At 65.3% G+C, this 11,938-nt stretch carries 14 protein-coding genes; 9 read left to right on the top strand and 5 right to left on the bottom strand.

Annotation, left to right across the window (positions count from 1 at the left end; all coding sequences use genetic code 11):
• Positions 1–65 precede the first annotated feature (65 nt).
• Entirely contained in the window at positions 66–554 is a 489-nt protein-coding gene (locus tag EDD25_RS09310) for a nucleoside deaminase (protein ID WP_134173028.1), read from the bottom strand.
• Between the two features lie 136 nt (positions 555–690).
• On the opposite strand from EDD25_RS09310, the gene EDD25_RS17975 reads away from it, so the two are divergent.
• The 3 genes from EDD25_RS17975 to pucL are packed head-to-tail and all read left to right on the top strand — an operon-like array spanning position 691 to position 2,391.
• Positions 691–1,152 carry a hypothetical protein gene (locus EDD25_RS17975; RefSeq protein WP_241986442.1) on the top strand — a complete coding sequence of 154 codons (462 nt, stop codon included), beginning with the start codon at positions 691–693 and terminating at the stop codon, positions 1,150–1,152.
• Entirely contained in the window at positions 1,149–1,487 is a 339-nt protein-coding gene (gene uraH / locus EDD25_RS09300) for a hydroxyisourate hydrolase (protein ID WP_134173027.1), read from the top strand. The genes EDD25_RS17975 and uraH overlap by 4 nt, the downstream gene beginning before the upstream one ends.
• 1 nt (position 1,488) lies before the next feature.
• Positions 1,489–2,391, top strand: coding sequence for a factor-independent urate hydroxylase (gene pucL, locus EDD25_RS09295; protein ID WP_134173026.1), 903 nt, complete (start codon positions 1,489–1,491; stop codon positions 2,389–2,391).
• 214 nt (positions 2,392–2,605) lie between these two features.
• On the opposite strand, the gene EDD25_RS09290 is transcribed toward pucL, so the two are convergent.
• Genes EDD25_RS09290 through EDD25_RS09280 form a run of 3 tightly spaced genes read right to left on the bottom strand, consistent with a single transcriptional unit; the run spans position 2,606 to position 4,942 of the window.
• Positions 2,606–3,424, bottom strand: a complete 819-nt coding sequence (locus EDD25_RS09290) for a bifunctional allantoicase/(S)-ureidoglycine aminohydrolase (RefSeq protein ID WP_134173025.1) — start codon at positions 3,422–3,424, stop codon at positions 2,606–2,608.
• 4 nt (positions 3,425–3,428) lie between these two features.
• Positions 3,429–4,712 (bottom strand): DUF6986 family protein, encoded by a 1,284-nt coding sequence (locus EDD25_RS09285; RefSeq protein WP_134173024.1) that lies wholly within the window; start codon positions 4,710–4,712, stop codon positions 3,429–3,431.
• Positions 4,709–4,942 (bottom strand): hypothetical protein, encoded by a 234-nt coding sequence (locus tag EDD25_RS09280; protein WP_134173023.1) that lies wholly within the window; start codon positions 4,940–4,942, stop codon positions 4,709–4,711. The genes EDD25_RS09285 and EDD25_RS09280 overlap by 4 nt, the downstream gene beginning before the upstream one ends.
• Positions 4,943–5,197: 255 nt before the next feature.
• Between EDD25_RS09280 and EDD25_RS09275 the strand changes: the two genes are divergently transcribed.
• Positions 5,198–5,980: an IclR family transcriptional regulator gene (locus EDD25_RS09275; protein WP_134173022.1), complete on the top strand. Its 783-nt coding sequence runs from the start codon at positions 5,198–5,200 to the stop codon at positions 5,978–5,980.
• Between the two features lie 17 nt (positions 5,981–5,997).
• A complete protein-coding gene (locus tag EDD25_RS09270; protein ID WP_241986441.1) occupies positions 5,998–6,489 on the top strand; it encodes a nucleoside deaminase in 492 nt (163 codons plus the stop codon).
• 66 nt (positions 6,490–6,555) lie between these two features.
• Here EDD25_RS09270 and EDD25_RS09265 read toward each other — a convergent pair whose 3' ends face one another.
• The gene (locus EDD25_RS09265; RefSeq protein ID WP_175183007.1) at positions 6,556–7,182 is read right to left on the bottom strand and encodes a TetR/AcrR family transcriptional regulator; all 627 of its coding nucleotides are present in this window, start codon (positions 7,180–7,182) and stop codon (positions 6,556–6,558) included.
• A 114-nt stretch (positions 7,183–7,296) separates the two neighbouring features.
• On the opposite strand from EDD25_RS09265, the gene EDD25_RS09260 reads away from it, so the two are divergent.
• The 4 genes from EDD25_RS09260 (at position 7,297) to EDD25_RS09245 (ending at position 11,909) form a co-directional block, all read left to right on the top strand.
• Positions 7,297–8,832, top strand: a complete 1,536-nt coding sequence (locus EDD25_RS09260; RefSeq protein ID WP_166671253.1) for an MFS transporter — start codon at positions 7,297–7,299, stop codon at positions 8,830–8,832.
• A gap of 205 nt (positions 8,833–9,037) precedes the next feature.
• On the top strand, positions 9,038–10,225 hold the full coding sequence (locus EDD25_RS09255) for a Re/Si-specific NAD(P)(+) transhydrogenase subunit alpha (protein ID WP_134173018.1): 1,188 nt from the start codon (positions 9,038–9,040) through the stop codon (positions 10,223–10,225).
• Entirely contained in the window at positions 10,225–10,539 is a 315-nt protein-coding gene (locus EDD25_RS09250; protein WP_134173017.1) for an NAD(P) transhydrogenase subunit alpha part 2, read from the top strand. Before EDD25_RS09255 ends, EDD25_RS09250 begins: the two co-directional genes overlap by 1 nt.
• Positions 10,536–11,909 (top strand): NAD(P)(+) transhydrogenase (Re/Si-specific) subunit beta, encoded by a 1,374-nt coding sequence (locus tag EDD25_RS09245; RefSeq protein ID WP_134173016.1) that lies wholly within the window; start codon positions 10,536–10,538, stop codon positions 11,907–11,909. Before EDD25_RS09250 ends, EDD25_RS09245 begins: the two co-directional genes overlap by 4 nt.
• Positions 11,910–11,938 lie beyond the last annotated feature (29 nt).

Here is an 11,938-nt window from a genome sequence, read left to right as displayed (position 1 = left end):
GGCATCCGGTTCCTGTTGGATTTGCTGTGGAATTCATATTCCATAATGCGCCAGTTGGCGCGCAGTCAGTATCGGATTCGGGTGGCGGTTTTGGTCCAGATGGTGAAGGGCCTGAGCGCCTCCTCGCGTTCGAGGTCGATTCGAACGATCGGCATGAGGCTGTTCTCGTCAGCGGGGTGCTCGAAGTACTCGTAGAAAGCCGCGTCGTCGAATCCCGCGTCCGCCGCGTCGTGCCGGTCGGCGGCGAAGCAGACGGTGCCGATCCGCGCCCACAGGGCGGCGGCTCGGCACATGGGGCACGGTTCGCAGCTGCTGTAGAGCGTGGCGCCGCTGAGATCGAAGGTGCCGAGGCCCTGGCAAGCGGCTCGAATGGCGCTCACCTCGGCATGTGCGGTCGGATCCAGGTTCGCGGTGACACGATTCGTGCCCTCAAAGACCCTGCCGTCGGCGGCCACAACCAGCGCGCCGAAGGGGCCACCGCTGTTCCGGACGTTTTCGGTGGCCAGGTCGATGGCCATGGAGAGGGCGAGCACGTCTTGTTTCGTTGCATCCATCAGCGGGGACTTCCTCTGTCGTGGGGAGCCGGATCGCCAACGATTGGATTGACGTGAGTCGCGTGATTTCCATTGATCCGGCGGGGACTGAAACCGACAGTAACAGCAGCGGAAAGCAATCACCACGGATTCTGGAATGGTTACTCTGAATAATGAAAAAGCGGCAGGGCGGGCGTCCGGCGTTGACACCATTCCACCGATGCGTTTTACTTCTAAATGTGCTGAAATAACAGTTCCACGATACGGAAGCAAGCCGCCGTATAGCCCCTACACCGTGGATGCCAGCATTAATCGTAAGGACCAGGCAATGTTGCTTGAACGGTTCAACGCAACCGCGCGCTCGGAGATTGATACGGCCCTCCGGCCCCGCCTCGATATTCAACGCTGGATTAACGAGAACATCCCGTCGCGGCCCTATCCGAGCAAGCACGCAGTGCTCGCGTGCACGGGACGCGCCGCATCCCCCTTTGCTGATGGGGAGGGCAACGCCGCCCTGCAACAACGATTGGGGCAGGCGCCCGACGAGGAAGAACCCATCGTGCGAGAACAAGGACGGGAAATCGCACGGCTGAGACTAGACGGAGTACTGCAGGCATGAGCCGTTCATTTGTCACCACCCACATCCTCGACACAGTGTCCGGCCGACCGGCCGCGGGCGTCTCGGTCGAGCTCCTCGCCGCCGCCGACGGCTGGTCACAGATTGCCTCGGGCGTTTCCGATGCCGACGGCCGCGTGAACGGACTCGGACCGGACATTCTTCCGCCCGGGCGCTACCGACTGGAGTTCGCCACCGGTGAGTACTTCGCCGGTCGCCAGCTCACGACCTTCTTCCCCGAGGTCGTCGTGACGTTCAGCATCACAGCGGGTGAGGCGCACTACCACGTACCTCTGCTGCTGGCCCCCTTCACTTTTTCGACATACAAGGGAAGCTGACATGTCACGCAACAGCCGGATCATCCTTGGATCCAATCAGTACGGCAAGGCAGAGGTTCGCCTGGTGAAGATCACCCGCGACACCGCCCGGCACGAGATCGAAGACCTCAACGTCACCTCGCAACTACGCGGTGACTTCGAGGCCGCGCACCTGGACGGCGACACCGCCCACGTGGTCGCGACCGACACCCAAAAGAACACCGTCTACGCCCTGGCCCGCCAGGGCGTCGGGTCGCCGGAGGCGTTCCTGCTCCGGCTCGCCGATCACTTCACCTCCAGCTTCGACTGGGTCAGTGGCGGGCGATGGGCGGCCGACTCGTTTGGCTGGGACCGGATCCAGGCTGAGGGAACCGGTCACCCGCACTCCTTCGTGCGTAATGGCCAGGCGGTGCGAACCGCCGTTGTCGTGCGCGATGGTGACACGGCGCACGTCATCGGCGGGTTGAAGAACCTCACCGTGCTCAAGTCGACCGAATCCGGCTTCGTGGGCTTTCCCCGCGACGAATATACGACTCTTACTGAGGTGACCGACAGAATCCTGGCCACGGATGTCGCCGCCCGCTGGCGCTACAACACGACGGATCTGGACTTCAACGCGATGTACGACGACGTACAGAGGCTGCTGCTCGAAGCGTTCAGCGAGAACTATTCGCTGGCCCTGCAGCAGACCCTGTACGAGATGGGCGAGAAGGTCCTGGAAGCCCACCCCGAAATTGACGAGATCAAGTTCTCCATGCCGAACAAACATCACTTTCTGGTCGACCTGTCCCCGTTCGGACTCGATAACCCGAACGAGGTCTTCTTCGCCGCCGACCGCCCATACGGTCTCATTGAAGCCACCGTGCTCCGTGACAATGCGTCGGATGCCGGCAACGCCTGGGAAGGCATCGCCGGCTTCTGCTGAGAGTGAGCTCCCGGTCGTCGGCCACCGGCCGACGATCACCACCACCGTGTCACGTGAGCACAACGAGGGTCGCCCGGTGATCGAACGCACCGGAACCACGTCCAAGATGCACGGCTGTCAATCGGCGCCACGTTCGCGACCAGCGGCATCCGCACACTCGCTTCGGTGAACTACCCCGACAATATGGACCTGATCATTGTGGCGGTTTCGGGTCTCAGGTGAGGCGAATCTGTCGGTTGACGTCCTTGTAGAGCAGATAGCGGAACGCACCGGGGCCGCCCGCGTAACAGGCCTGTGGGCAGAACGCCCGCAACCACATGAAGTCGCCCGCTTCGACCTCGACCCAATCGTCGTTGAGGCGGTAGACGGCCTTGCCCTCGAGTACGAACAGGCCGTGCTCCATCACGTGGGTCTCAGCGAAGGGGATCGTGCCACCGGGCTGAAACGTGACGATGTTGACGTGCATGTCGTGAGCCAGGTCATCCGGGTCGACAAACCGCGTCGTCGCCCACGTGTCGTCGGTGCCGGGCATGGCCCGCGGTGTGACGTCCTGGTCCCGGGTCACAAATGACGTCGCCCGGTAGCCGGCAAGAGGCTCGTAGGCCTTGCGTATCCACTGGAACGTGGCTGCCTCGGTGTGGGCGGCCGAATTCTTCAGTGACCAGTCAGAACCCGCAGCGAGGTAGGCGTAGCCGCCGGCCTCCATGGCGTGGTCTTCGCCGTCCAGGGTGAGCATGACGGCACCGCGCGTCACGAAGATGACGCCTTCGACGCCGGCCTCGGCCTCGGGGTGACTGCTGCCGCCGCCCGGCGACACCTCGACGATCAACTGGGAGAAGGTCGTGGCGAACCCGAGGATGGGCTTGGCCAGAATCCAGGACCTGGTCTTGTCCCAGCCGGGCAGGTTGCTCGTGACGATGTCTCGAAGGACCCCTTTGGGGATGACCGTGTAGGCCTCCTTCACCACTGCCCGGTCGGTCAGCAGCGCGGTCTGCGGCGGAAGACCGCCGTCGGGAGAGTAATAGTTGGCCATGACGTCAATTCTTCCGTTTCGGGGGGTGGGCGGTCGCCAGTCGTGGGTGCGCAAGGACAATGAGGCGTTCGGGACCGATTCCGGCCAGGGCGCGCACCTCCTCGGAGCCGATGGCCCCGCACTGGACCCCGCGCAGCATGAAGCCGGCCAGCGCGCGCGCCGTCGCCGGCTCGTCCATGACTGCGCTCGTGGACTGTTCGACGTAGTTGCGCAGTCGGAGCGCTGCGGCGGACAGCCCCTGCCGGTAGAAGGCATAGGTTGCCGCGAACCGGCTGGGGAGCTGAGCCGGATGCAGATCCCAGCCCTGGTAGAAGCCCCGCTCGAGGGAGCGACGTACGAGCCGGCTGTGCACGCGCCAGGCCCCGCGCGCCCCGTCGCCCACCGGCAGAATATTGGTCGATCCATCGGAGAGGCGGATGCCTGTGCCAGCCACCGCCAACTGCATGACCTCTTTCGCAAAGTCCGCGACGGGGTGCTCCATCGACTGGTATTGCGCGGAAATCTGCAGCGAGGCGCTGTAATCGTAGGTTCCATAGTGCAGCCCCGAAATTCGGCCGGGAACGACATGGGGGAGCCGGGCCACCGGTGACGTTCCGTCCGCACCGAGGATCAGCTGGGGTGTTTCCACCTGTACCTCAAACCGGAGCCGCCCGGGGGCCAGACCATGGACCTCCTCCAGCCGATGGACAGCGAAGTCCATCGCCTGCACCTGAGCGACCGTCGTCACCTTGGGGAGCGTGAGAATCAGCCCGGCCGGCAGCTCGCCGGCCGACGCGAGTCCCGACACGAAGAGGTCCAGCGTACGCAGGCCCCGCGCACGGGTGGCCGCCTCGAAACATTTGAAGCGGATGCCGATAAAGGGCGGCGCGCTTCCGGTCGCCACGGCCGTGGCCACCCGGCGGGCAGCCGCAACGACATCGGCATCCTCGGTCTCGTCGCCTCGATCGCCGTAGCCGTCTTCGAAGTCGAGCCGGAGGTCTTCGACCGGCTCGGTCGTCAACTTTGCCGCCACGCGAGCCGCCACCGCCTCGGCCAGCGAGTCGCTCTGCCCGAGCAGGCTACAGAGCTCGGCCAGGCCGCCCTGTGCCGTCGCGGCCGCCATGGCTTCGTCGCCCCAGCATTCGCTGAAGTCCGGCGTGAACCGGTCAGCTGCAACATAGACCGTGTGCACGGGCTGTCTGCTGCCGTCGTCTCCCGGGTAGTTCTTCTCCAGCAACTCGTCGGTCTCGGCGAGTTGTGCTTCGATCTGGTTCAGGTCTGCCTCGCTCAGGGAACCCGTGGTCGTCACAGCTGGGCAACCAGTTCGCAGGCCGTGCTCCGTGTCGGCGCGGTCTTCGGCAGAAGGTCGAGTCCGCCGGAGTCGGCCGCCGTTGAAATGCGGGCGGACCGGGCGGTGAAGCAATCGTGGCGGCCAGGATTGACGCGGTGACGGAGTGCCGCGACGGAGGCCAACGCCTCGCTGCCGAGGGTCTCATCCGCTCGCGTGAAGGGCTTCGGGTCGGTCGCTGTGAGTGTCATGGTTGGTCCTATCTTCTTCGCTGCTGGCGCCGCTGGGGTGCCGCGAGAGGTATTCGTCCCTCGTTGGACGGCCAAACCTGAGTCAACCATTTCATATTATGGAGAATAATCTCTACCCTATGGAAATAGGGACGATTCTTGTCTTATCGTCGGGACAAGTGGCCGGCGATATAATTGAAAACAGATTGTCACCATTCGGAATGAGAATGTCGTTTTCACCGGCGGCGGCTTGAGATACAGCGGGAGAACTCGAATATGTCCGAGAAAACGCCTGGCGGAGTGCAATCGGTCGAGCGAGTATTCGTGCTCCTCGAACTCATCACTGATGCAGCAGAAGGCGCCACGCTCTCCGAGTTGGCCGCGTCCACGACCCTTCCCCTCCCCACGATTCATCGCCTGCTGCGCACCCTCATTGCCCTCGGGTACGCACGGCAGCTGGCCAATCGACGCTACGTGCTGGGTTCCCGGTTGATTCGAATCGGTGACGCCGCCAGCCGACAGTTCGGGTCGTTGGCGATCCCTCAGCTCACCTCGCTGGTTGACGAGCTGGGCGAATCGGCCAACATGGCCATGCTCGACGGGGACATGGTCATCTATGTTGCCCAGGTGCCGTCGGCGCACTCGATGCGAATGTTCACCGAGGTGGGGCGGCGGGTACACGCCCATGATTCCGGCGTTGGCAAGGCGATCCTGGCTCAACTGGATGACAGTGCGGTGCGCCGCATCATTGGTCGTACGGGCATGCCGACGCCCACCGACAAGAGCCTCGGAACCATCGAGGACCTCCTGGCAGATCTTGAGCTGATCCGCGCTCGCGGCTATGCCATCGATGACAATGAGCAGGAAATCGGCGTTCGCTGTTTTGCGGTGCTCGTCCCGGATGCGCCGACCCCCACCGCAATTTCCGTCTCCGGTCCCGTTTCTCGGGTCGACGAGTCGTTCGGCAGCCGCGCAGTCCCGCTGCTGCAGGTGGCGGCCGGCCTCATCAGCGGCGGGTTGAGCCGAGCCACGGTCACCGACTCGACGAACCCGAGCTGAGAGTGACGATGCGCGGCGTGGATGAATCCGTACCGACGGCGGCAGACCTGGAGCACCTTCACCGGTGTATCGCACTCGCTGAGGACGCGCGAAATATCGGTCGGCATCCGTTTGCCGCCCTCGTGGTCGGCCGGGACCAGGTCGTCCTGGCCGTCGGGCAGAACAATTCGATGCCGCCGGGTGGCAACCCGACGCAGCACGCCGAGCTGCAGGCCGCCGCCGAAGCGTCACTGCACGCGACGCCGGATGAGCTGGCTCAGGCGACCCTGTACTCAAGTGCCGAGCCGTGCGTCATGTGTGCCGGTGCCATCTATTGGACCGGGATCGGCCGGGTGGTCTATGCCCTGTCAGAGCTGGAGCTGCTGCGCCTCACTGGGGACAATCCCGAAAACCCCACGCTGTCGCTGCCCTGCCGGGAGGTTTTCGCGCGCGGTCAACGCGCGATCTGTGTCGTCGGACCGCTTCTCGAGGCGGAGGCCGCCGCCGCCCATCGCGGTTTCTGGGACTGACAGCGGGCACGAATCGACTGTGGGCCCAAGGTGATGACCGGCCCTCGCGCCGACCAGCCCGGATCGCTAGTGCGGCCCCAGCCCGACGGCCGGCAGCATGACCCCGTCGATCAGCGACACGATATAGTCCCGGTCGACGGGCTTGCGCAGAATCAGCACGCGATACGCGGCCATGGCCGGCGTGATCAGTGAGAGCGTCTCAACGTCGCAGTTCGCTGAGATCTCGCCGCGGTCAATGGCCCGTCGCATGAGAACGCGGTTCACCGCCACCCGGGGCTCGACGATGGCCGCATTCGCCGCCTCGGAGAGTTCCGGAGAGCTGGCAAGCATGGAGACGAGCCCGGCCATGACCTGAAGCTTCTTCTCGGCCTCTTCGAGCGAGTGCGGCTTGATCAGGGCGAGGAGGTCGCCGCGCAGGGTGCCGGTGTCCGGCAGCTTCGTTTCGTCAACCTCGATCTTCTTCATGCAGGCGACGGCGTCGATGACGAGTTCACCCTTCGAAGCCCAGCGGCGATACAGGGTCGCCTTGCCGGCCTTTGCCCGGGCCGCGACCATGTCGATCGTCATACCGTCGTAGCCAACCTCCGCCAGGATCGCGAGGGCGGCATCCAGGATGTCGGAGTCGCGGCTGTGGTCTCGCTTGCGTCCCAGCCGAGGAGGCTCAGCGATCACGGTGGGGTCGAGCTGCGTCACTGCTGCCGCCTTCAGGTTCGTGGTTCATGATGCTGCGGGAACGTTTATTTTACCGTCACACATTCCGGTACCGAGCCTATCCGAAACTAGTCAGTGTCGTATAGAGTGGCGCTCATGTCACAGACTCTCCCGTCTTCTTCGAGCGTCACCAGCTTGCCACCGGTGCCATCCCACCGCTGGTGGACGCTCAGCGTCGTCGCCCTCGCCCAACTCATGGTCGTGCTCGACTCCACCGTCGTGAACATTGCCCTGCCCTCCGCGCAGGCCGACCTCGGCTTCTCCAACGGGGACCGCCAGTGGATCGTGACCGCGTACTCGCTCGCCTTCGGCAGCCTGCTGCTGCTCGGCGGTCGTCTGTCCGACCTGATCGGTCGAAAGAGAACCTTCATCATCGGCCTCATAGGGTTCGCCGTGGCGTCGGCGCTTGGTGGTGCGGCCGGCAGCTTCGGGATGCTCGTGGGCGCGCGCGCCCTGCAGGGTGCGTTCGGTGCCCTGCTGGCCCCCACGGCCCTGGCCGTGCTCACGACGACCTTCACCATTCCCAAGGAGCGTGCCAAGGCCTTTGGCGTCTTCGGCGCCATCGCCGGTGCCGGCGGTGCCGTGGGCCTGCTCCTCGGCGGTTACCTCACCGAATACTTCGACTGGCGCTGGAACCTCTACATCAACGTGTTCATCGCCGTGATCGGGGTTGTCGGCGCGGCCATCTTTGTGAAGCACGTCACCCGCACCGGCCCGCGGCCGAAGCTCGACATTCCAGGGACCCTCCTCGTCTCCGGTGCCCTTTTCGGCCTGGTCTACGGTTTCTCCAACGCCGAAACGGGTGGCTGGGGTTCGGTTCTCACCTGGGGAATGCTCGTGGTGGCCGGCATTCTTTTGTTCGCGTTCGTGTTGTGGCAGCGCAAGGCGGAGCATCCGCTGCTGCCGCTGGCGATTGTGCTTGACCGCAACCGCGGCGCCGCCTACATCTCCGTTCTCATCGCCGGGGCCGGCATGTTCGGTGTCTTCCTCTTCGTGACGTACTACCTGCAGACGTCGCTTCTCTACACGCCGGTGCAGACCGGCCTGTCGTTCTTGCCGATGATTGCCATGCTGGTTCTTGCCGCGCAACTGTCGACGAACCTGTTGGTGCCGCGGTTTGGCCCCAAGGTCATGGTTCCGTTCGGCATGATGCTCGGCGCGATCGGAATGGCCTACCTGACCCACCTCGATCTTGGCAGCGTCTACGTGGTCGACGTTCTGCCGCCGCTCATGATCATCGGCTTCGGCATGGGATCGATCATGCCCGCCTCGATGCAGACGGCCACCCTCGGTGTCGACCGCCAGTTCGCCGGGGTCGCCTCGGCCATGGTCAACACCAGCCAGCAGGTGGGCGGCTCGATCGGCACGGCACTGCTCAATACCCTCGCGGCGACGGCGGCGACCAACTATCTGGTCGCCAATGCTCCGGTCACCGCTGCGGTCGCGGCGCAGGGCGCCATTCAGAGCTATGCCACCGCGTACTGGTGGGGTGCCGGGTTCTTCTTCGTGGGTGCCATCATCGCGGCCCTGCTGTTTCGGCGGATTGGACACGGCATCTCGCTCTCGAATCCGCACGGCAACGCCCCGACCGGTGAGGCCACCCCGCGAGCCGTCCAGCCGCCACTCACCTAACCGGCCGCCGGCGAGGCGGATGCGCCCTCGCCCGACCACGTCGTACCTCGCCCCGGCGTCGGATTACTCTTCCAGGTCCAGCCTCGTCGGTCGGACAGGCCTGCGTTTTCGCTACGCTACTGAGTAGGTCAGAAGACCGGGTATGTCAGAGCGTCGCACGAGACCTTCACCGGCCGGGGCGGCGCCCGTCGGGAGGGATCCGCACGTGAGGGTTGTGATTGCGCGAGAGCGTCGAGCGGGGGAACGCCGCGTCGCTGCGACACCCGAGACGGTCGCGCAGCTCGCGGCCCTGGGACTCAAGATGTTCATCGAAACCGGAGCCGGAGTGCAGGCCGGTCACGCCGATTCGGCCTACGTGAAGGCCGGTGCCACGGTCGTCACCCAGCTCGCGGTCGGTGACCTCGACGTGTTCTGCCACGTGCGCCCGCTGGCGCCGGGCCTGGCTGCCCGGCTCCGCCGCGGAGCCATCACCATCGGCCTGGCCTCCCCGGCCACCGAGCTTGCCACGGTGAACGCCCTGGCGACGGCCGGTGTCACGTCTTTCGCCCTCGAACTCGTGCCGCGCCTGTCGAGGGCGCAGGCCATGGACGCCCTCACCTCGCAGTCTCTCGTGGCCGGCTACCGCGCGGTCCTTGAGGCAGCCATCCGTTTTCCCCGGTTTTTTCCGCTCTATATGACGGCCGCCGGAACCATCCCACCGGCCCGCGCACTCGTGCTTGGCGCGGGAGTCGCCGGCCTGCAGGCCATCGGCACCGCCAAACGACTCGGCGCCCGGGTCTCGGCCTATGACGTGCGTCCGGCGTCGGCCGACGAGGTCGCCTCGATGGGGGCCACCTTTGTGAATCTCGACCTCGACGCGATCGAAGGCGCCGGCGGGTATGCACGGGAGCTCAGCCAGGACCGCGCCGTGCGGCAACGCGAGTTGCTCGCGCCCTTCGTGGCCGCCGCCGATGTGCTCATCACCACGGCGGCCATCCCCGGTCGACCGGCCCCGCTGCTCGTGACGGAAGAGATGGTGGCCCGGATGCGCCCCGGTTCGATCGTGGTCGACCTCGCCGCCGAGTCGGGAGGCAATGTGGCCGGTGTCATCGCCGGAAATGATGTGCTTGTGCCGTCGACGGAGGGGGACGGCAACGTGACCCTCGTGGGAATGAAGGATGCGGCATCCGCGCTACCGACGGATGCTTCGCGGCTCTATGCGAAAAACGTCGCCAATTTTCTTGCCCTGATGACGCAGGACGGAACCGTCACGCCCGACTTCGACGACGAGGTGATCAGCGGGGCCTGCCTCACCCACGAGGGTGTCGTTCGGCACGCGCCGACCGCCGCGCTGCTGGCGCCGCCCGTCGTTGAGCCGCAATCCAGTGCACCCGCGACCGAGGGAGAACGCTGATGGACCCGATCACCCTGTTGACCGTCGTGGTGCTGTCCGTTTTCGTGGGCTTCGAGGTGGTATCGAAGGTTTCGAGCACCCTGCACACTCCGCTGATGAGCGGCGCCAATGCCATCCACGGCATCATTCTCGTGGGTGCCATCATCGTGGCCGGCCAGGCCACAAACGGCTGGGTGCTGGCCCTTGGGCTTGTGGCGGTTGTCCTGGCGACCGTCAACCTCGTGGGCGGGTTCGTCGTGACGGACCGAATGCTCGGTATGTTCCGCGGCCGGCGGCCGGCCCCGGCGACCGATCGCACGGGGGAGTCGAAATGAGCATCCTGTCGACGCAGTGGACCGCGGTGCTCTACCTCGGGGCCGCGATCTGCTTCATTCTCGCCCTCAAGGGCCTGAGCTCTCCGCGCACCGCCCGTCGCGGTAACCTCATCGGCGCCGGTGGCGCGCTGCTCGCGGTGACCACCGTTTTTCTCTCGGCACGGCTCGAGAACATTCCGGCCATTCTCATCGCCATCGCCGTGGGCTCCGCCATCGCCGCCCCGATCGCCCGGCGTGTGCAGATGACCCAGATGCCCCAGCTCGTCGCCCTGTTCAACGGCGTGGGCGGCGGGGCAGCGGCGCTCGTGGCCATTCTGGAAATAGCCCACAGCGAGGGTCCCGGCATCCTGCTGGCCGTGGCGTTCACCCTGCTCATTGGTTCGGTCTCCTTCGCCGGGTCAACCGTCACCGTGGCGAAGCTGCAGGAACTCATCAGCACCCGCCCGCTCATCTTCCCCGGCATGCGCTGGGTTGTCTCGGGCGTGCTGCTCCTCGCGGTCGTGGCCGGCGGCCTTCTCGTCGGAACGGGAGCCCTGATCTGGGCGATCCTGTTGCTCGCGGTGTCCCTGGCCCTCGGGTTGCTCCTCGTGCTACCGGTCGGGGGAGCGGATGTCCCGATCGTCATCTCCCTGCTGAACGCCTTCACGGGCCTCGCCGTGGCCGCTTCGGGAATCGTGCTCGACAACGTGTTGCTCGTGGTGGCCGGCACCCTCGTGGGAGCGAGCGGAACGATCCTCACCCGGGCGATGGCCTCGGCCATGGGGCGCGGCGTGAGTGGCATTCTCTTCGGGGCCTTCCGGGGCGGATCAACGGCCGGTTCGACCACGCAAAGTGACCGCCCGGTGCGTTCAGGCGCTCCCGACGACATTGCCGTGCTGCTGCGCTACGCCGAGCGCGTCGTTATCGTGCCCGGTTACGGACTGGCCGTCGCCCAGGGGCAGCACGCGGTGGCCGAGCTGGCCGTGACCCTTGAGGAGCAGGGAGTGAATGTCGTCTTCGCGATTCACCCGGTGGCCGGTCGCATGCCCGGACACATGAATGTGCTGCTCGCCGAGGCGAACGTGCCCTACGAGTCGCTCAAGGAAATGGCCGAGGTCAACCCGGAGTTCAAGAACACCGACGTGGTGCTCGTTGTGGGAGCCAACGACGTGGTGAACCCCGCCGCGAAGACCTCGCCGGGGTCGCCGATTTACGGCATGCCCATCCTCGAGGTGAGCCACGCGGCGCAGGTCGTGTTCCTGAAGCGCTCCATGCGTCCCGGATTCGCCGGTATCGAGAATGAGCTCCTCTTCGACCCGAAGACAACCCTGCTCTTCGGTGACGCGAAGGAGAGCCTCGGCAAGGTGCTCACCGCCGTTAAGGCTCTCTAGCCGCCGCGTAGACTACAGGGGTAGATATT

It is taken from the genome of Cryobacterium psychrophilum, assembly GCF_004365915.1.
GTDB classification, from domain to species: Bacteria; Actinomycetota; Actinomycetes; order Actinomycetales; family Microbacteriaceae; genus Cryobacterium; species Cryobacterium psychrophilum.
Note: the sequence above shows the minus strand (reverse complement) of the source record. Positions and strands in the feature narration are given on the sequence as shown.